General features: G+C 35.1%; 24 protein-coding genes and 2 pseudogenes. 22 read left to right on the top strand and 4 right to left on the bottom strand.

From position 1 onward, the window contains the following. Positions 1-17: 17 nt before the first annotated feature. From NSS81_RS00250 to NSS81_RS00210, 9 genes and pseudogenes are all read left to right on the top strand, one after another. Complete coding sequence (locus NSS81_RS00250) at positions 18-1,526, top strand: AMP-binding protein (RefSeq protein WP_342431579.1); 1,509 nt, start codon at positions 18-20, stop codon at positions 1,524-1,526. Beyond that, positions 1,527-2,570 carry a TRAP transporter substrate-binding protein gene (locus NSS81_RS00245; protein ID WP_342431578.1) on the top strand — a complete coding sequence of 348 codons (1,044 nt, stop codon included), beginning with the start codon at positions 1,527-1,529 and terminating at the stop codon, positions 2,568-2,570. Positions 2,571-2,657: 87 nt separating this feature from the next. Beyond that, complete coding sequence (locus NSS81_RS00240; RefSeq protein WP_342431577.1) at positions 2,658-3,155, top strand: TRAP transporter small permease; 498 nt, start codon at positions 2,658-2,660, stop codon at positions 3,153-3,155. A gap of 5 nt (positions 3,156-3,160) precedes the next feature. Continuing rightward, positions 3,161-4,444 carry a TRAP transporter large permease gene (locus tag NSS81_RS00235; protein ID WP_342431576.1) on the top strand — a complete coding sequence of 428 codons (1,284 nt, stop codon included), beginning with the start codon at positions 3,161-3,163 and terminating at the stop codon, positions 4,442-4,444. 147 nt (positions 4,445-4,591) lie between these two features. Further along, on the top strand, positions 4,592-5,665 hold the full coding sequence (locus NSS81_RS00230) for an LLM class flavin-dependent oxidoreductase (RefSeq protein ID WP_342431575.1): 1,074 nt from the start codon (positions 4,592-4,594) through the stop codon (positions 5,663-5,665). A gap of 38 nt (positions 5,666-5,703) precedes the next feature. Beyond that, positions 5,704-6,204 carry a flavin reductase family protein gene (locus NSS81_RS00225; protein ID WP_342431574.1) on the top strand — a complete coding sequence of 167 codons (501 nt, stop codon included), beginning with the start codon at positions 5,704-5,706 and terminating at the stop codon, positions 6,202-6,204. A gap of 221 nt (positions 6,205-6,425) precedes the next feature. Next, a complete protein-coding gene (locus tag NSS81_RS00220) occupies positions 6,426-6,869 on the top strand; it encodes a hypothetical protein (RefSeq protein ID WP_342431573.1) in 444 nt (147 codons plus the stop codon). Positions 6,870-6,895: 26 nt separating this feature from the next. Then, complete coding sequence (locus NSS81_RS00215; protein WP_342431572.1) at positions 6,896-7,204, top strand: hypothetical protein; 309 nt, start codon at positions 6,896-6,898, stop codon at positions 7,202-7,204. Positions 7,205-7,351: 147 nt separating this feature from the next. Continuing rightward, a pseudogene (locus NSS81_RS00210) lies at positions 7,352-7,650 on the top strand (DNA helicase); the annotation flags it as partial. Positions 7,651-7,682: 32 nt separating this feature from the next. On the opposite strand, the gene NSS81_RS00205 reads toward NSS81_RS00210, so the two are convergent. Then, positions 7,683-8,069, bottom strand: a complete 387-nt coding sequence (locus tag NSS81_RS00205) for an ABC transporter ATP-binding protein (RefSeq protein WP_342431571.1) — start codon at positions 8,067-8,069, stop codon at positions 7,683-7,685. Positions 8,070-8,433: 364 nt separating this feature from the next. On the opposite strand from NSS81_RS00205, the gene NSS81_RS00200 reads away from it, so the two are divergent. The 8 genes and pseudogenes from NSS81_RS00200 to NSS81_RS00165 form a co-directional block, all read left to right on the top strand. Beyond that, positions 8,434-8,754 (top strand): hypothetical protein, encoded by a 321-nt coding sequence (locus tag NSS81_RS00200; RefSeq protein WP_342431570.1) that lies wholly within the window; start codon positions 8,434-8,436, stop codon positions 8,752-8,754. Positions 8,755-8,956: 202 nt separating this feature from the next. Next, positions 8,957-9,451: a GNAT family N-acetyltransferase gene (locus NSS81_RS00195; RefSeq protein WP_342431569.1), complete on the top strand. Its 495-nt coding sequence runs from the start codon at positions 8,957-8,959 to the stop codon at positions 9,449-9,451. A 196-nt stretch (positions 9,452-9,647) separates the two neighbouring features. After that, positions 9,648-10,031, top strand: coding sequence for a hypothetical protein (locus NSS81_RS00190; RefSeq protein WP_342431568.1), 384 nt, complete (start codon positions 9,648-9,650; stop codon positions 10,029-10,031). A 371-nt stretch (positions 10,032-10,402) separates the two neighbouring features. Beyond that, a complete protein-coding gene (locus tag NSS81_RS00185) occupies positions 10,403-10,774 on the top strand; it encodes a DUF2089 domain-containing protein (protein ID WP_342431567.1) in 372 nt (123 codons plus the stop codon). Then, a complete protein-coding gene (locus tag NSS81_RS00180; RefSeq protein WP_342431566.1) occupies positions 10,774-11,163 on the top strand; it encodes a hypothetical protein in 390 nt (129 codons plus the stop codon). Before NSS81_RS00185 ends, NSS81_RS00180 begins: the two co-directional genes overlap by 1 nt. Positions 11,164-11,166: 3 nt before the next feature. Continuing rightward, entirely contained in the window at positions 11,167-11,436 is a 270-nt protein-coding gene (locus NSS81_RS00175) for a hypothetical protein (RefSeq protein WP_342431565.1), read from the top strand. A 499-nt stretch (positions 11,437-11,935) separates the two neighbouring features. Further along, entirely contained in the window at positions 11,936-13,540 is a 1,605-nt protein-coding gene (locus NSS81_RS00170; protein WP_342431564.1) for a glucose PTS transporter subunit IIA, read from the top strand. An 89-nt stretch (positions 13,541-13,629) separates the two neighbouring features. Next, positions 13,630-13,812: pseudogene (locus NSS81_RS00165) on the top strand (SAM-dependent methyltransferase); the annotation flags it as partial. A gap of 87 nt (positions 13,813-13,899) precedes the next feature. On the opposite strand, the gene NSS81_RS00160 reads toward NSS81_RS00165, so the two are convergent. Further along, positions 13,900-14,409, bottom strand: a complete 510-nt coding sequence (locus NSS81_RS00160) for a DoxX family protein (protein ID WP_342431563.1) — start codon at positions 14,407-14,409, stop codon at positions 13,900-13,902. A 473-nt stretch (positions 14,410-14,882) separates the two neighbouring features. Between NSS81_RS00160 and NSS81_RS00155 the strand changes: the two genes are divergently transcribed. Then, a complete protein-coding gene (locus NSS81_RS00155) occupies positions 14,883-15,320 on the top strand; it encodes a universal stress protein (RefSeq protein ID WP_342431562.1) in 438 nt (145 codons plus the stop codon). Positions 15,321-15,544: 224 nt separating this feature from the next. Beyond that, entirely contained in the window at positions 15,545-16,624 is a 1,080-nt protein-coding gene (locus NSS81_RS00150) for a nitronate monooxygenase (RefSeq protein WP_342431561.1), read from the top strand. A 41-nt stretch (positions 16,625-16,665) separates the two neighbouring features. On the opposite strand, the gene NSS81_RS00145 is transcribed toward NSS81_RS00150, so the two are convergent. Then, entirely contained in the window at positions 16,666-17,112 is a 447-nt protein-coding gene (locus NSS81_RS00145) for an Rrf2 family transcriptional regulator (protein ID WP_342431560.1), read from the bottom strand. A 233-nt stretch (positions 17,113-17,345) separates the two neighbouring features. Between NSS81_RS00145 and NSS81_RS00140 the strand changes: the two genes are divergently transcribed. Then, positions 17,346-18,215: an SDR family oxidoreductase gene (locus tag NSS81_RS00140; RefSeq protein WP_342431559.1), complete on the top strand. Its 870-nt coding sequence runs from the start codon at positions 17,346-17,348 to the stop codon at positions 18,213-18,215. Between the two features lie 375 nt (positions 18,216-18,590). On the opposite strand, the gene NSS81_RS00135 is transcribed toward NSS81_RS00140, so the two are convergent. Then, complete coding sequence (locus tag NSS81_RS00135) at positions 18,591-19,058, bottom strand: GreA/GreB family elongation factor (RefSeq protein ID WP_342431558.1); 468 nt, start codon at positions 19,056-19,058, stop codon at positions 18,591-18,593. 413 nt (positions 19,059-19,471) lie between these two features. On the opposite strand from NSS81_RS00135, the gene NSS81_RS00130 reads away from it, so the two are divergent. Further along, entirely contained in the window at positions 19,472-19,657 is a 186-nt protein-coding gene (locus NSS81_RS00130) for a hypothetical protein (protein WP_342431557.1), read from the top strand. Positions 19,658-19,832: 175 nt separating this feature from the next. Further along, entirely contained in the window at positions 19,833-19,967 is a 135-nt protein-coding gene (gene sda, locus NSS81_RS00125) for a sporulation histidine kinase inhibitor Sda (protein ID WP_342431556.1), read from the top strand. Positions 19,968-20,295 lie beyond the last annotated feature (328 nt).

Below are 20,295 nucleotides of genomic sequence, written 5' to 3'. Positions count from 1 at the left end.
TCCTTGGATGGGAGGAAATGATGGAATTAATCGGTAATTTAGCAAAAAAAACCTGTAAAACTTACGCTTCAAAGGTAGCTGTAATAAGCGAAGAGAGATCTTTAACCTATCAAGAATTATATGAAAGATCTGTAAAACTTGCTAATGCATTGCTTGAAAAGGGATTAGTTAAGGGAGATCGTATAGCTATTTTATCTTCTAACAGACTCGAATGCATTGAAATGGATGTAGCTGTCGCGTTAGCTGGGTTGGTTAAAGTCCCTCTAAATTATCGGCTTCACCACAAAGAACATAAATTTATTATTGAACAATCAGCTTCTTTATTACTGATTGGTGAAAAGGAACTAATTGAACCCATTAATTCAAAAATCGATACCATTTACTTCGGAGACGAATACGAAAACCTACTTTTTAATAGTACAAATCATGAGGTGGATATTGATATTAATGAAGACGATTTATTTACAATTCTATACACCTCGGGTACGACAGGGCATCCAAAGGGTGTGATGCTTTCGCATCGTAACTATATATCTGCTGTATTATCTCTCATTATTTTTTGTGAAATTAACAATGAAGATATCATTGGACATGTAGCTCCTCTAACACATGGCAGCAATTTATTAGTCCATTGTGCACTAATGCTAGGAGCAAAGCAGGTGGTTTTTAATAAATTCAATCCAAATGAGTTCATTTATGATATTCACGAACACGCAATCAGTGTAATTTTTCTTGTTCCAACGATGGTAAATATGATGATACATGATCCGTCATTTGATCCTAAATTACTTGCTTCACTAAAATCAATTAGTATGGCAGGTTCACCAATTGCTGAGGAGAAGTTAAAGAAAGCGCTAGAATTGCTAGGTCCCATTTTTGTTGAAACATACGGACAGACGGAGGCACCCAGTACAGTTACATGCATGCCTAGACATGAACTTTTAAAACGTCCTTTATCTTGCGGTATTACTAGTCCGTTTGTAGAAATGAAGATTGTTGATGAAAACGGAAATGAAAGGAAGCAAGGAGAAGTAGGTGAAGTAATTTGTCGTGGTTCATTGGTAATGAAAGGTTACTGGAATAATGAAAAAGCAACTAATGAAACCATTAAAAATAATTGGCTATATACCGGCGATCTTGGATGGGTAGATAAAGAAGGATATTTATTTCTAGTAGATCGTAAGAAAGACGTAATTATTAGTGGGGGTGCAAATATCTACCCTCGTGAGGTGGAGGAAGTACTTAACACACATCCTGCGGTAAAGGAAACTTGCGTGTTCGGTATTCCAAATGAACTTTGGGGTGAGAGTGTATTTGCTCATGTTGTGTTACAAGAAGGCAAATTAACAAATGAAGAAGAATTAATAGGGCTTTGCAAAAATGAACTTGCAAGTTATAAAAAACCTGCTGGAATTGTTTTTGTACAGGAACTTCCAAAAAATTCGTATGGAAAGATTCTTAAGAAAGAACTCCGTGATCAATATTCGAAAGCCATTATTCTCAACCAATTAAAGGGAGGCAACTAAATGAAAATCAAAAAAGTAAGTTCTTGGGCGTTACTTTCCTTATTAACATTCGTATTGCTTTTAGCCGGCTGTGGAAAATCCACTGAAACAGGCGGAAAAGATTCTGAAGGTAAGGTTTATACGATTAGAATGCCAGCTGTTGTTAATGAGGAAAACTTCATTGCCATTGGTTATAAGAAATTTAAAGAATTGGTTGAGGAAAAAAGTGATGGTAGATTAAAGGTTGAACTTTTTCTGAATGGAACATTGGCTTCTTCAAATGAAGAAGAATTTCAAGTATTAAGAGACGGTTCGGCAGAAATCATTTCATTTCCATCGTTTATTGGAGCGCAAGTTGGAGGAGTAGATGGATACAATATTTATGATTTTCCATTTATTTATGGAGACCGGGATAAATTATTTGAGTTAGCAGAAGGCCCTTTAGGTCAAGAAATCCAGACTAAATTAGAAGAAAAAAACAATGTAAAAGTTTTGGGATATTATGATATCGGTTCAATGTCACTTTTGAATAGTAAACACGCTATAAAAAAACCTAGTGATCTTAATGGCTTAACTTTAAGAACACCACAGTCTGCATTGTTTATGGATACAATATCAGAAATGGGTGGTAACCCGACTCCGATTACCTTTGCAGAGGTATATACTTCCTTACAGCAAGGTACTATTGATGGTTTAACAACAACCCTGCCGCTTATGTATGACTCTCAATTTTTTGAAGTAAGTAAATTTGCTACGCTGACAAAACAAAACTTTATTCCGTATGTCATGACGATGAATGGGGACTTCTTTAATAAATTACCTAAAGATTTGCAAAATGTTGTTGTCGAAGCCTCTAAGGAAATGGTTCAATTCTCAAGAAATCTTGTGGTAGAACAAGAAGTTACTGCAGTGAAGAATCTTGAATCCGAGGGCGTTGAAATTTATGAACTTTCCCCAGATGAATTTGAGGAATTCAAGAAATCTGTTCAACCCGCAATTGAAAAGAATATCAAACTAGTTGGAAAAGAATTCTATGAAAAAACTCTCGATTTTTTGAGTAAGTAGTTTCAATAAGTGATTAGGGAGATCATGGATCTCTCTAATCAACTTGTATCATAAATGATGCCTTAAAAAAAAAGGGGAGGGAAGACATTGGGTGCTTTACAAAAACAAAAAAAGATACCATTTGAAGGATATATTTGTTTCCTTTTACTTTTATTAATTACCATGGTTATGGGGATGGAAGTTGTAGCTAGATATATATTAAATAATTCACTTAGATGGTCAGGTGAATTAGCTAGATATCTATTTATATGGTTTATTTTTATTAGTTCAAGTTATGCAATTATAGAAAAGACTCATATAAGGATTGAATCCTTACAAAGAGTTTTTCCTAAAGTTACCAGACCTTATCTTGAATATGGGGGAAATATATTATGGTTTATTTTCTCAATATTTATTGCGTATGTTGGGTTTACGTATAGTTTTGAAATGATCCAGTCTGGGAATATCTCTACTGCTATGCGAATTCCTGTAGGTTTTATCTATATATCTATTCCTATTGGCTATTCCCTTATGGCATTAAGACTACTAACACACGGGTATAAAGAATTTAAGAGTAATAAACCAGTAAACCTGAGTGGGGAGTGACCAACATGTTACTATCTCTTTTAATATTATTCATGCTCTTTTTCTTACTAATCGCAACAAATATGCCAGTGGCATTTGCATTAGGTATATCTAGTCTCGTACTACTAATTTTACATGATCTTTCAAATATTAATCTCTTTATTACTGCATCTTTTGGGGCAAGTGATTCATTTCCGCTTATAGCTATTCCACTATTCATTTTAGCAGGAGATGTAATGAGTACGGGCGGTATAGCGAGACGATTAGTTGTATTTGCCGAAAAGCTCTTTGGTGCTTTTACGGGCGGTTTAGGAATTATTACTATTATGGCAAGTTTTATTTTTGCATCTATTTCTGGTTCTGGACCTGCAACGGTTGCAGCTATTGGCGGTATTATGCTTCCGTTTATGGTGAAAAAAGGTTATTCAAAATCTTATGCAACATCTATTGTGGCAAGTGCTGGTTCAATGGGACCAATAGTCCCTCCAAGCATTATCTTTATCCTCTTTGGAGTTATGTCCGGAGTATCCATTGGCGGAATGTTTATTGCTGGTATTATTCCAGGGATACTCATTGCAGTAGCACTACTTATCGTAAACTATTTTATTACTAAAAAAGAAGGGTTCGCCAAAGAGGAAAAAAGTAATCTATCCGATATTTTAAAGGCGTTATATGATGCTAAGTTTGCTTTATTTGCCCCAGTTATTGTATTAGGCGGAATATATGGAGGGATTTTCACCCCTACTGAAGCCGCAGTTATAGCAGTATTTTATGGTCTTATTGTGAGCTTATTCGTGCATAAAGAAATTGGTTTTAAAGATATTCCAGGTATTTTTATGAATACATCTGCGGTAAGTGGCGGTGTCATGATTTTAGTTGGGGCAGCATCATTTTTTGGACGTGTATTATCATTGGAACGAGTGCCCCAGTTCTTATCCGAGTCGATTAGTGGAATTTCGACGAATCCTATTATTATTCTAATAATAATCAATTTGTTCTTGTTGTTAATCGGTATGTTTATGGAGACCGTATCAGCATTGATGATTTTTGTACCTTTACTTTTACCGATTGCCGTAAATCTAGGTGTTGACCCCATGCATTTTGGGATGATCATCTGCTTAAATCTTACCTTGGGCTTACTAACACCTCCTTTAGGGGTAAATGTATTTATAGCTTCACGACTTGCAGGGATATCATTTGATCAAACATTCAAACATTTAATTCCAATTTTTATTTCCTTAATCATTGTGTTAGCTCTTGTAACACTTTTCCCTCAACTCACACTATTCTTACCTGAACTTCTTAAATAGATTTTCCTGCAGAAAAAAACTTTTACTTAAAGGGGGTGGTCATAGAACAAATTATTGGGTTATATAAAATAAGAAAATTTACTAAACTGTCGTGTGAATTACTAGTAGATAGTAAGATTGTAATTATAAAACAGGGAGTGGATGAAAGTGGAATTAAAAACAGGAGTATTCTTTATGCCAGAGCATCAACCTGATGCAAATCCAACAGAAGCATTGATGAGGGATGTTGATCAAATAGTTCTAGCCGAAGAGTTGGGTTACGACGAGGCATGGGTTGGTGAACATCACTCTGGTGGCAGAGAAATCGTTCCATCAGCTGAAATCATGTTAGCTTATGTGGCAGCGGTTACAAATAAAATCAAGTTAGGAACTGGTGTGGTATCCTTACCCTATCACCATCCCTTTCAGGTTGCTGAAAGAGCGGCATTTCTCGATCATTTAACTAAAGGCCGCCTTATTCTGGGGATTGGAGCAGGAGGATTACCTGGTGACATGGAATTATTTGATATAAAACCAGAAGATACTCGTCCAATGATGGGAGAGTCTTTAGAAATGATATTGAAGGTTTTTAATTCAAATGGTCCAGTTTCCCATAAAGGAAAGTATTGGGAAATGAATGATGTAGAGTTAAATGTAAAGCCGTACCAAACCCCACATCCCCCTATGGCAATTGCAGGGTTAGCAACATTGAACAGTTTTACGATTGCTGCTGAAAAGGGATTAATTCCACTAAGCGTAATGTTTTCACCTGTTCATATTTTGAAACAACATGGAGAGGTACTCGATAGGGTAGCTAAAGAGAATGGACGTCCATCTCCAAGACCTGACTGGAGAATAACTCGTGTAGTTTACGTTGCAGAAACAACCGAACAAGCATGGGCAGACATTAGAAAAGGTGCCGAGGAAACGTATTATGATTACCTATTTGGTATTGGACTTCGACCATTGGCTAAGGTTGACCCAGATATGCCTGATGAGGATGTAACCTTAGAGTATATGGCGGAAACTGGTCCATGGATTATCGGAGATCCAGATGAATGTGTTCGAAAAATTAATAAACTTAGAGAAGAGATTGGCGATTTTGGTACACTGCTAATTACTCAATATGATTGGACAACACCTGAAAAATGGAAAAAATCACTTGAGCTATTTGCCAAGTACGTTAAACCTAGAATCCAAAAAGATAGTGCGATAAATGTAACTGTGCAAACTAGTAAATAAAATAATATGTAGATGCTTAGAAAGAAAGGGTGGTATTTATGAAAGAAACAATTGATAAGGTTAATGTCTTTAAACAAATCATGGGTAATTATCCAACAGGAGTAACGATTGTTACAACATTAGATGACCAGGGCCACCCTGTAGGACTAACCGTAAATTCCTTTACTTCTGTTTCTATAGACCCTCTTCTTGTACTTTGGTGTATTGATAGAAAGGTATCTACATTTAAAAATTTTATAAATGCAACCCATTTTGCCATTCATACCTTATCCTCTGATCAAGTTGACGCTTGTTGGGCATTTGCTGGTAGAGAACAAGATCGGTTTTCAAAGGTTAATTGGAAGAAATCTAAAATAGGTTTACCGATTATTATAGACTCACTAGGAAAATTGGAGTGTAAAACTATCCAACAAATAGACGCTGGTGATCATGTAATCCTTATGGGAGAAGTTGTTGAACTATCGAAACAAGACAAAACACCTTTACTATATTTCAACAAAAATATAGCTGCGATGCCAACTAATTGGCCAAATAAATAAAAGGTTATAGATTTATATAAGAGAAGAGGCAAACATCAAATATGTCGTTTCACGACTAATTGATGTTTGCTTTTTTCAACATTCTGGTCAAAAATGGCTAATTTTTGAAACAACATAAAGGAAAATCGCAATTCACAAAACTGTAACAATTACCTGCGACCCAACCTGTCCTTTTTGCCTCCTCATCTGTATATAGAGGGTAGAAGGGCTGGTGCAAAAATATGAATATTAAATCGGGCAATATAAAGGGTTTTGAACAGTATTCTCAGTTTACAAGTTTAAAGGAATTTAATACGAATATGGAAATGTGGATGGTGGAACATAAGCTGGAGTTTACGAAAGGGGAGCTAGTCGGGCTAAAGCGGCTAGTTCGTTTTGCAGCGAAAAATCCTGGAGTTTGTAATGCGAAAATAGGAACGATTTTAAAGGCAATTAATCAGGAATATCAAGACAATGGTATTTCTCGTTCAACCTTTAAACGGATGATACAAAGAGCAAAAGAAATGGGCATCATCACTGTTCACGAAACAGAGCGGAAAAATGGATCACAGTCGAGCAATCTCTATGTGTTTAATCGTTTTCCCAAAAATGAACCACCCAAGCAAGAAGAAATGAACCACCAATATAAAACTATTAATCTTTCTAAAACTAATAAAAAAAGATAAAAGAACGTAAAGAAGAACCGCTTGAATTGGATCATACATTTGTTAGTGATCGAGTTCCACAAGATTTTGTACAGTTGGTAAAATACTTCTATCCAGAAGCAAAGACCATCGAAGAATATTGGAAAATGGCAAAAATCGCGGCCAATCGAAATCTATGTGACGGAAAATCAGAAGTCCTTGAAATCGCACTGCACTCCTTCAGGCAGCTGATAAATAAAGTTAAAATAGCAAAAGTAAAGAATCCAATTGGCTATTTTTATGGGATAGCTGTCGCTAAGTATCAGAGGTTGTTTTATGATGAATTATATGAAAAGTATTGTGGTTCTGCTTGTTAATGAACAAGAAGTACTGTATTTCTGCATTAAAGGTAGCGTCCAAGTTTAAAAATGATCCATACATAGAATGAATAATGAAGAATACATAAAAGAACTTAAGATTAAAAGCTTTGAAGAACTTAATGAGTATATGGGAGTAGCACCATTTTCCATCACTACCTAATGGAGATGGAACACCGAAAACGGATTGACTTTTCCGATAAAGCGGCTAAAAAACTATGGTCTTACGATGAAAAATCTGTAAGTCAATTAATCGCAAAATGCCAATGACGAAATGGAGTGCAAGTTCAAAATGATTACTTTCATTTGAAAATGATACATTTGCGCTAAACATGGATGTCGAGAAGAAAGACGTAGAGATTTATTTCAACTGGACAAAAAAAATATGTGAATACCGCCTTCATTACCATTTTGAAAGAAAGGAAACAAAACCCCTGTTTCATTAATTATCAGGGGTTTGTTGCCTAATTATCAACATTTACTTCTTCCGTAATACACCCTTTTTTACAAGATTTACAAGTGTACCTTTATTCTTATAGCGGTTAAATGCTATTAATCGATTTAAATCTTTTACTGTTAGTTTGGTCGGATCAATGGCTAGCTCGAATTCATCCTTCACTTTTTCAAGTAGAGTAAAGGCATAATCAATTTGCTTCTCTGTTAATGTGTAGTCTTCTTCGTTGCCTGCAGGTTTTGTAGTTCCTTGTTGAGTAGATACGGATTCTAAAGTTGCTGCATGCTCTTTTATCCTTGCATCTACAATAGCCTCTACTTGATCTTGGCTTATAGGTGGCAAATTTGGTTGAGATGATTTTTGATTTGAACTAAATAATTTTTCGATGATTCCCTTAAACAATTTTTCCACGCCCACTTCTGAAAAGTCATAAATATTTTCTATGTATGGATAAAGTATACTATAGTTATATTATTAAAATAATAAATCAAAAACACAAGAGTTTTGGAGGATTTTGTTGGCTAATTTGGTAGAAGTTTGTTATTTTAGTAGGATTATCGAATAAATGCAAACAATTTTACATATTTCTATATTGGAATGACGAAGGCGAAGAAGTATCTACGTTTATCGTATTCTGGAGAATAAGAATTCACCCAACATCTTGACTCTATTGTTAAAGAGCGAAAACATATGAAAAATGGGGTAGAAATTGTAAATTAAACAGAAATAGCCAATTATATATTAATGATACTTCAATTCACGAGGGGGATTAGACATGAAAACCTTTGATTTAAATTCTGGGACAAAAGTAATGATTGATGAGAGTAAAATTGTAATTGAAAGAACGGGTGGTAAAAGTGCGGTAAAAGGCTTATTCGCGGGAAGAACAATGGGGCAGATGACCATTAAGACTTCAGCACTAACCGGATTGATATATTTTGCGGACTATTTGGTGCTTTGTGCTTCTGGTCTACCCACACCGAATGATTTTAAACTAACCAGTGTTGGCGAAATTAAACAGTACCCAAATTGTATAGTTGGGAAAGAGCAAGAATTAAATGAACTTTATCAGTACCTTAATGGATTTATTAAATAATTTTGTTTATTGACTGTCAATTTAGTACATAATTGATTACCCAACACTTGTAAATATCCACTTAGCAAACCCAATTTCATTTAATGGGGTTGTTAGATTTAAATTGAATTAAATTTAAAAAAAAGTGCTTAGATTCAATTTTTTGAAAGATTATTGAAAATAATAAAGAACAACTTTACAAATTCAGGAGGTCTTAATAATTTTGAAATTAGTAGAAATTAATGAGAAGAATTGGCTTGCTGTGATCCTTTTATCGACAAATGGAGAAATTCCAAAGGTTTGTGAGGAGTTCGTTGCTTCTAATGCTTTATCACTTGTCCAGGCGCAGTTTGAGGGGAATTGGACAACTAGAGCGATTGAAGTAAATGATGAACCCATTGGTTTTACGATGTATGGCTATTCTAAACAACTAAACTATTATGAAATCTGCCGAATAATGATTGATAAAAAATGGCAAGGAATGGGATATGGAAAAAAAGCCATGCAGCTTGTAATTGAAGAAATGAAGACATTTGAAAACTGCAAACAAATCTATTTTTCGACAGACCAAAAAAATAATAACGGTAAGAAATTATACGAAACATTGGGTTTTACTTTTACGAAACAATACGTAGATGGCGAAGAAGTGTATCTGTATGATTTTAACGATCTTAATGAGGGAAAGGATAATAGTGGTCGTTCCGTATTTGTAAAGTAGGAGGACATAAAAACTGAAAAATCAGGCTGAAAATTTGTAACATAGTTATTTCTTATCATAGAAGTTCTATTTACATAAAATTAAGAATAAGTACAGAAAAAGAAACCGCAAAACATTAGTCTGCGGTTTTCAATTTTATAATGACTTTAATTTATTTGCATAATATTTGGCGTTAACAAAAACGGGAGGGATGAATGTGAAATTCACGATACAGTATTTACCTCTGAGTAAAATCAAACCAGGTGTATCGTTGAAAATTACGGAACAAGTGAAGAAGCTTCAGCGGCTGATGTGGGATTGTATGTTTGTTTTGGTTGTCAAAAAAAATCGAAAGGACGATAGCTACACAATTGTTAGCGGACAAGATCGTTATGAATCGCTCCGGAAACATACTAAAAGCATTTATGCTCCCTGTATAGTCGATAAAAGCCAATCCGCTGGAATCATTCCCTGGTTTTATCGTTTGCGAAACAAACAATCTCTTGATGATTTTCCATTGATGCCGACCAGTTGGTCGATTTTTCGTTCCTTCTTGAAGCAAGAGCCTCGCTTTAATCAATTATCACGAGCCAACAAATAAGAGTCCTTCTTATAGCAGCAAGGTATAAAAAAACAATGGTTCACATGATGAAAACTACAGTGAATGAAATAATAAAAAAATGAAAAATAATTTTTCCTTCAAAACCAGGCGCTTCCCAAATTGATTACAGCCAATGAAATGTACCATCATTAAGTGTCAAATAGGCTCTTATCCCTTTCTCGACAATCAGACAGACTCTCCAATGAGTCTGTCTTTTTACTTTAACTTAAATTTTCAATAAATTAATTTATTTAATATGTAAGTTAACTTATTGAATAAAAATATAAATTTTTATAAGTAATTTTAAATGTTTGTTTGAAAATCAAAAGATATGGTGTATGATATGATTAAATGATAGAAAGGAGAACAGTATGGCGTATCCTTTACTCACTAATTGTCCTGTTTGTAGTAAATCGCTTATTATTACTAAGCTACAGTGTAACCATTGCCAGACAACGGTAGAAAATGAATTTGAAGTTTCAAGACTGGCGGCTCTCGGTCAGGAACAGCTGCATTTTATTGAAATTTTTCTTAAATGCCGTGGAAATATCAAAGAGGTCGAGAAGGAGCTCGGAATTTCCTATCCGACAGTTAGAGGAAAATTAGATGAAATTATCTCTGCTCTGGGATATTCCTCTCAAAAGAAACCGGAAGTAGATAAGAAAAAAATTGTATCGTTATTGGAAAAAGGGGAAATTACCGCTGAGAAAGCTATTCAGTTATTAAAAGAGGGGGAAGTCTAATGAAAGACGAAATTTCGAGAGTCTTAACGCTGGTGGAGGAAGGAAAGATTGATAAGGAAAAAGCAAGTGAATTAATTAGTATCTTACAAGGGAAAGATCAGCCAGAGATAGTGACAGTAAAAAAAGAAGCCCCCTATGGAAATAAAATGTTAAAGATTCGTGTGACCTCCGAAGAAGGTGATAATGTAAATGTGAATTTACCGATTAATCTGGTAAAGGCTGTTTTAAAAGTAGGTACAAATATTGCTGAAAAAATACCTGAGGCAGAAAAATATGTAAAAGACATTAACATTGACCTGCTCATCGAAGCAATTGAAAACGAATTAGACGGAGAGATTGTTAACATCACCTCGGCCAATGGTGATAAAGTTTTTGTGGTGATTGAGTAGATTATGTTAAAAGTCAAGGTGAAAGTAAAGGATATACGATTCTCCCTTCCCGTTCCCTATGCGGTTTTAAATTTGGTCAGTTTGGTTATTACATCAAAAAGGATTAATCGCTTAATAAATAAAGCAATTGAAAAGGACGGCGGCAAATTCAACTTCCCAGAAATTGAAAGAAAAGATTTGAAGCCGTTGCTGCAAGGGCTTTCTATGCACAGTGGAGTGACCCTTGTTGAAACGAAATTGAAGGATGGAACTGAGGTAGAAGTAAAGCTTTAAATTAAACTACTTCTAATCAGTGATAGAAAGAAAATTGCATAAAACATGACAATTAAGTTGATAGATATTTAATATTTGCACACAATTTATTAGTTTTTTTGTAATAGGTTTCCTACCTCACAATCAAATTTAAGAGAACAAACCTTCTAAATCAAAAACTATCTAAGTCCTTCTATCGACGCTTCCGTAATAAGGAGCGTCTTTTTTGTATTGACATTTATATAGAAATGAAGAAGGTATCATTACTAGGTTAAAGTACTATGAAAAGAATATTTGTGAATACCATGAAAGGGAATCTCTAAGAATTGAAAGGGGTTACAAGGGTTTCGAAAGTAAAACACAATATAGACAAATAGCATTATCGGTTGATATACTAGTATACCAGTGTTGGTGAATAATTTTTATTGGGAAAAGAAATCCTAAGATGAAGTTATGACTTATTGACTCCAACATTTAAGAATCATTTTTTTAACATAAAATTTCAACAAGGGAGAAACAAATGATGGAAGCAGTTAACGTTTCGAAAGAAAATTCTACAGAAAAAAAAGAAACTGTCATGAATAAAATTTTAGGAGCAATCAGTGGAAGTTTCGCACCTATCCTAGGGGTACTTGCTGGATCTGGATTAATTTCGGCTTTATTATCCATTTTAACGACATTAGGATGGTTATCTCCTGAAAGCGGAACCTATGCCATTCTTTCGGCAGCTGGACATGCTATTTTTTATTTCTTCCCAGTTTTCCTCGGGATTACTTTAGCTACTAAGCTCGGAGCCAATGGTTATGTTGGTGGTACTATCGGTGCCGCTCTTTTAGAACCGCATTATGCGGGTTTAGTTGCCTCAGGAGCACAAGACGTCACTTTCTTAGGTATTCCGGTTTTATTAGCGAGTTATTCTTCAACCGTTTTCCCAATCTTAATTGCAGTTTCTATTTATTCGGTATTAGATAAGTTTTTGAAAAAAGTAATTTATAAAGACTTACAAATGTTTATTAATCCACTCATTTCATTAATCATTATTGTTCCTTTAACGATCCTTATTTTTGGTCCTTTTGGTACTTATGTTGGAGAGTTCTTATCTATCATTATTCAATTTTTAAGTTCGAAAAGTGGAATTCTAACAGGAGCGGTGCTTGGTGCAGGGTGGACCTTCTTGACGATATTAGGTCTTCACTGGGCTGTTATTCCACTCGCTATTGCCAATCTTGCAACTGGTTTTGATCCGATTATCGCGATGGCAGCCGCCGCACCTTTCGCACAAATTGGGATGGGGCTTGGGGTTTTCTTCAAAACGAAGGATAAAAATTTGAAGACGCTCGCTGGATCGGGGCTTCTTCCTGGTGCTTTAGCAGGTACAACAGAAATCATCACATACGGTTTATTAGTACGCTACAAAAGAACAATGTTGATTGTTGCAATATCTGGAGCTATTGGTGGAGCGATTAATGGGGCATTTGGTGTAAAGGCGACTGGATTTGCTCTCCCAAGTTTCTTGTCTATTCCTGTATTTACACCAGTCGGATTATATTTAATTGGTACGTTAACGGCTTTAGTGTTAGCAATGGTTCTTACACTTATAATTGGATATGAGGGTAAAAACAAGGTCCAACCATCGAAAACGGTTAAAGAATTTGGACTGGCGAATGTAAAGAGTGAAATCATTTCAAGTCCATTAATCGGTGACATTGTTCCATTAAGTAAAATTACCGATCCTCTTTTTTCAACAGAAATGGTAGGAAAAGGAATCGCGATTGAGCCAACAATAGGTGAGGTAGTTTCACCAGTTGACGGAACGGTGACAACACTATTCCCAACCGAACATGCCATAGGAATTACATCAGAAGATGGGGCTGAAATCTTAATTTACGTTGGAGTTAATACGATTAATCTGAAGGGCCAATTTTTCAAAGCTCATGTAAAACAATGGGATACCGTTAAGAGGGGCGACTTGCTGATTCAATTTGATATTGAAAACATTAAAGCTGCAGGCTATGATGTAAAAACTCCTGTTGTCATCACCAATTCAAATCAATATTTAGATGTTATTTCAACCAAAGATGGAAAAGTTCTAGTAAATGATGAACTAATCAATCTTATTGTATAATATTAACGGTGAGGGAATTCCCTCACCGTTTTCCTATTTATACACAAAAACATTTGAAAGAGTGCAAATTTTATAAAGGGGAATGAGGTATGGCAGAGTTCTGGGAATCAAGTTTTATCGAAAATCAAATGATGTGGGGAATTGAACCTGCTGACTCCGCAATCTTGACAAAGGATTTTTTCCTTGAAAAGAAAGTTAAGGATCTATTGCTTCCTGGTTTTGGATATGGTCGAAATGCTAAGGTTTTTATGGACAATGGAATAAATGTAACAGGTAAAAATTGATAAGAAAATGAAGAAGGGGTACTCCTAGAAAACATATCGATAAAAACAGCAGGGAAATCCCTGCTGTTTTTTAATTTATATGCTTTTATTCATTTTTCCGCTAAAAGATATTTTCTTGATTAATGTTCTTAGATAAGGTAACGCCCATCGATCCAAACCAATTTTATAGGCATTTTGAACACAAACAATTAAGATTAATGCTAAAATTAACATTTGAATATCTGGGTATGATGCACCACTCAATATAAAGGAAGCATTCATCAATATTCCCATAATAAGTGCAAATTGTGTAAGGAGTCCGATAATAAGTGCTAGTCCTACTAAAAATTCACCCCACATAACCATAAATGAAAATAATTCGCCATTTGGCAGTGCAACTGTTTCTAAAAAATTTGCCCACCAACTATATACAGCCGGATTTTCTCCTCTTGAATTTGCGATAGCCCCTTGCATGAACCCTGTTGCGTCAAATCCACCCGCAGATATTTTTGCCCAGCTATTAGTGATCCATGTGTACCCAAGATAAATACGTATAAGTGTTGCGAAGAATCCTACTACTCTATTTTCTCGAGCAAACTTCAACAAATTAATTCCCCCTCTAAGTGACGTAAATCAAATATGTAATGTGAGCTTTTTCACAATATAAGTCAATTATTTGGTGTTTTGTGAAAAATTCTATATTGCAGTAAAATTATATGTGGGTGTTTTTATTGCATATTCTCACTCTCTCCATTTGTCTATATCGTGTTTACAAATGAATTATAAGACATTTTTCAGTTTGGTAATGTGAAAAAATTCACTAAGTATAATATATCTATATATTGAAAGATTCAGTTAAAATTTTTATAAAGTGAATCTAAGCCTCTATTATTTGAAAACTATTGTCTTTTGTGATAAAGAGAGCAATTGTACTAAAATAAATGCTTCTTTTGTAGGTCAAATGATGAAGGCAAGGGTCTTCGTTTGTACGATTTTTGTCACTTTCGGTTGGCCATACTGGAAATTACTGACGTATAATAAAAGTATAAGATATAGTTTTTATTAGGAGGATGAAAATAATGTTAACTGATTATTCTAGAATCGTAGTCGCATATGATCATTCTGCATTAAGTAAAAAAGCCTTAAAAATGGCCATGAATTTGGCCAAACAGGATAAAATCATTGAATTGTATGTCGTAATGGTTCAACAACCATTAAGGCCAGCACCGTACTCATATGGTTATGTATATGTTTCGGCCCAGGAGGCTCAACGAGAGGAAATCCAGGCTATTCGTAAGGATTTGGAGGAAGAATTAAATTCACTGCAAAATAAAACAGGAACTGTACTTTTAGAAGGAAATCCTGGTCAAATGATAGTTGATTATGTAAGGCAAAATGATGCCGATCTTGTTGTGATGGGAAGCAGAGGATTAAGTGGATTAAAAGAACTATTCCTGGGTAGCGTCAGTCATTATGTGGTACAAAAGGCAACATGCCCAGTACTAATTGTTAAATAATTTAATTATATGAAACTATAAAAAAGCTTGCAGATACCCTCCAAATGGATGGATTCTGCAAGCTTTCTTTATTTCAAGGTCCTATTGTTAGTTACACTTTATATAAGATGAAGTAAAAGGAAGTAAATCTGACAAAATTTGAAGATTTTTAAAATTTAAAAGGGTATATTCACTTTAGAAAAGAATTATTAGGAGTGAAAGAATATAACTATCGAGGAGTAATTATGTTGAAAAATGAGATGACAGAACTTTTGCAAATTGATTATCCGATCATTCAAGCTCCTATGGCGGGTGGAGTAACCACTTCGAAATTAGTGGCGGAGGTATCCAATTCTGGAGGTCTAGGAACGATTGGAGCAGGTTATATGACTCCAACCCAAATGCGAGAACAAATCAGGGAAATAAAGCAGTTAACAACAAACCATTTTGGGATAAATCTGTTTGTTCCCAACGAATTTACTGTAACAGAGGATAAGATGAACTCAGCTAAACAGCAATTACAGCCGATCCGTGAGCAATTAAATTTACCCCAAAAGGATAGCTCGGAAATTCCTAATTCTAAGAATGTTTTTGAAACATTTAATGAACAAATTAAGGTTGTGATTGAGGAAAAGGTGCCTATCTGTTCCTTTACATTTGGTATACCTCCTAAGGAATTGATTGCTGCCTTAAAACAACATAACATTATTCTGATTGGAACCGCCACGACAGTTAGAGAAGCAGTTGAAATTGAAAAAAGCGGAATGGATTTGGTTGTTGTTCAAGGGAGTGAGTCTGGCGGGCATCGAGGAAACTTTATCAATGGGTTTCAGGAAAGTTTAATTGGTTTAATGTCATTGATCCCGCAGGTTGTTGACCATGTAAGCATACCCGTTATTGCAGCTGGGGGAATTATGGATGGGAGAGGGTTAATGGCCTCCATTTGCTTAGGGGCAAAGGGTGTCCAAATGGGTACGGCATTCTTAACCTGTATTGAAAGTGGAGCACATCAAGTACATAAGGATGCAATTCTTAATGCAAATGAAGATAAGACAGTGTTAACTCGTGCATTTTCAGGCAAATGGGCAAGAGGTATTGAGAACAAATTTATTCTGGATATGCAAAAATATGAAACTTCATTACCAGGTTTTCCAGTTCAAAATACACTTACTCAAGATATTAGAAAAGCTGCTACATCAGAAAATAATAAAGATTTTATGTCACTCTGGTCTGGTCAAAGTCCAAGATTAGCTAAAAAACAAACTGTTGAAATATTAATTAAAAATATTATATCAGACACTTTCAAAATTACTAAAGACAAATAGAGGGTTTAACAAAAAACATTCTGTTTTCAGAATGTCTTTTGTTAATCAATTATTGTATTAAAATTTTCTTTTTCAAAAATATCCTTAACAATACTTTCAATCGTTACATTGGCTAGTACCTTTTCTAAAGCTAATTGAGCTGATGATAAAACAGGGGTGATCGAATCTTGAATATTCCTGCCCACGGGGCAATTAGGATTAGGATTATCATGGACATTAAACAATTCTTTTTCCTGTACCACATCGACCGCTTTATAAACGTCAAGTAATGTTATAAAAGATGGTTCCTTTGCTAGTTTTGCCCCTGCAATACCAGGTTTTACCTTGATTAAGTTCGACCTTTTAAGCATTCCTATAATTTTCCTTATCAAGGTTGGATTGGTGTTAACACTTCCCGCTAAAAATTCCGATGAACTTATCCCTTCTTTATTTAATTCTATAAGAGCCAAGATATGGACTCCAACGGTAAAACGGCTGCTGATAGACAAATCATTCACCTGCCTAATTTTTTATTAACAAATTTATCTTGAATTATAAGATGTATCTAATTTGATTACAAGGTATTATACCTTAAATACCAGAATATAAAAAAGGATTATTAAATATGTTGACAATGTTACAACATGTATCTATTATAGATACAGGTATCCGATATAGATACATGTGGGTGTGAATTCTTTTTTAGAGAATAATAAAAAAGATAAAATGGAGGGATATACAAATGAAACTATTAGTTACAGGAGCAACTGGGAAATTAGGAACGAAAGTTGTGGATACTTTATTGAAAACTGTACCAGCAGAACAACTGGCTGTAAGTGTTCGCAACCCTGAGAAAGCGGAAGGACTGCGGGCTCGTGGAGTAGAAGTTCGCCAGGGAGATTTTGACCAGCCGCAAACCTTGGATACTGCTTTTGCAGGAATCGATCGCTTATTAATTATTTCTGCCGATGGAGACAATGAGACAAGAATTCGTCAACATACCGATGCTGTCGCAGCAGCTAATCGTGCAGGAGTTAAATTCATCGCTTATACAAGCTTAGCAAATGCAACAGAAAGCAAAAATTTAATGGCTCCGCCTCATGTTGCGACAGAGGCAGCCATTATTAAGACTGGTATCCCATATTCTTTCTTGCGTAACAATTGGTATTTGGAAAACGAAATTGGAAGCATTCAGGGTGTCTTGGCAGGTGCGCCGTGGGTTACTTCCGCCGGTGCAGGTAAGGTAGGCTGGGCACTGCAACAGGATTATGCAGATGCAGCAGCAGCTGTTCTTTCGGGTAATGGTCACGAAAATACAGTATATGAACTTTCAGGCACACTTTTAACCCAAGAAGAATTAGTAACAGCTCTTGGTCATGTTTTGGGTAAAGAAATACCTGTACAACAAGTCAATGACGAGACATATGCTGAGATTATGAAAGGTTTAGGTTTGCCTGATTTTGTGATTCCAATTGTTGTTGGGATTCAGGAAAGCATTCGAAACGGTTCATTAGCAGTTGGAAGCAATGATTTTGAGAAAGTTCTCGGTCGTCCAGTTACACCAATTAGCGAAGCACTTGAACAAATTGTTAAAGAAATCTCTTCATTGTAAAAAACTAAAGTCGGGTGAAAAATATACATTCAAGTGCAGTCCTAATATAAGGATTGTGCTTTTTTTTATTATGAGGGGGAGGGAATACTAATTGCTATGGGAATGACCCTGAATTTCAAACGATATTAGTGAAGGACTTCTGCATTTTGGATTATTTTTGATTCAAAACTTGAAAGGATTTCTTATAGGCTTACCGCAGTATTGACTAAATGCTTCTATATAAATAACTCTGACTTTTTGCCAGAGATCTTCGTCCCAAAGTTCAGCAGTAATAATATCCAAAGTGTATAGCCTCATTTCTAGCAAATAAAAGGAGAGATGGCCGAAAATTCGACCGTAGCTCCCCTTGTGTTAAAGCGGTTTCATAATATTTTTTCATGCCTCTTTTGTATTTGTTGTTACGTCTAAAAGATGACCAACAAATGAAATTTCCTTAATTGTAACCCAAAGGTCGCCTGTTGGAATTTTTAACGCCACTTTATCACCTAGATTCTTAAGAAGTACCTGCCTTCCTACTGGTGATAAAAAGGAGATAAAGCCTTTATCAGGATCTGACTGTTCAGGGAAACAAATAACATAATCTTCTGTTTCATTATCCTCATCGTATAAAACTGTTACCTTTGTCCCAATATACACTTTCGGAAAATAAGGAAAAGTGCCTTTTCTTTGATTATTCTTCAATAGGTCCTCAACTTCAAGAGAGTATAAAGTAAAAAAGTGCTTTATTCGGTCTAGTACCGGAGTTGATGAGACATATAGGTCAGTTAACTCTTTAATATTTTCATCAATATAAACCAGCTGCTGATTGAAGTAGTCCTTCCTTTGTTGGATACTATGGTTCATAGTAGATAACCTCCAAACTTGGATTAAACCTTTTGAAAAATTTTATTTCTCTATTCATAATTAATCCTCCTCATATAAAAATAAAACCTTCCAATACAGGAAACAGATCCCCAACAGAATAACTTGGGGAGTCAATATTTCCGTACTGATAAAGGAGGCAAGGCTCCTTTATTTACAGGAAGATCTTAGTAACATATTACCATATATAAGCTTGAATGTCCCGAATACCCACCAATTATGCAGCGCTAATACAACTCGCGATGGACATTCGTGGAAGTGAGTCTGTCTGTTTTGAGGGAGATATATTTATGATTAAGCATCATTTATATATACGTTCCTATGGATTGAAGTACATTCTCTAAACTCAGGCATATGATGTTTTTGAAAACCTGTGAAAGGAAGGATTGACTCAAATGTATTTTGATCCTAAAACGTTTTTCAATCCATATGGCACGAATGCCTGTATGGCAAGAAATCACCAGGAAAATTATCAAGTAGTTGAAGCTGTACTTGGGGGAATTATAAGAGAAGCCTTAGCCATAGAACATTATAGCCGGTTAGAAGAGGTAGCATTCAGCTTTTTGTTTCTGAACATTTGATTCCATATTGAGAGGCTCTCCTTCAATTAATAATTGTATATATTCTATCTTTCTCCAAAATAATAATATCAATGGAAATATTTATCATGGTATTGTTAGATTTTTAAAAATATAATGGAAGTAGGTGAAGGGATAGAATGCCATTCGCTATAAGGAGTAGGATATGCTTTCTATAATGAGCAACAAAGAAGTAGAAGATTCATATGTTCGTGCAGTAGATTTGAAGTTAGACAAGGATTTTATATGTATGCTAGAAGAGGAATTAAGTCGGAGAGGAATTGATTTAGAACAGGTAAAAGGTATAGTGTAAACAAACGCTTTTTACTATAGATTGATTCTTGATTTTCTTCGTTCAACAGGTAAATAGATGTAAGGTATTAGGTACGGCGAATGGCTTCTAGCTCTTCACTTTTTTTGTTTGTTTGCGACTATTGCTCTAAGATTCATTACTACATATCCTTTAGAAGTAGCGCTATCGTGCTGCTTCTTTTTTTTGATCAAAAAAGGTATTCAGGTGCGGACCCTTTTTACTCAAATCTACCTTGTTCCTCCTTCCCAAATAAAGAATAAAAGCTACTAAGGCCTTCTTGTAGGACAGAAAGAATCTTTGGCTGATTTGCAGAATAACTTAGAAGCAG

This window comes from Neobacillus sp. FSL H8-0543 (genome assembly GCF_038592905.1).
Lineage (GTDB): Bacteria > Bacillota > Bacilli > Bacillales > Cytobacillaceae > Neobacillus.
The sequence above is the reverse complement of the archived record's forward strand: the minus strand, read 5'-3'. Positions and strand labels throughout refer to the sequence as shown.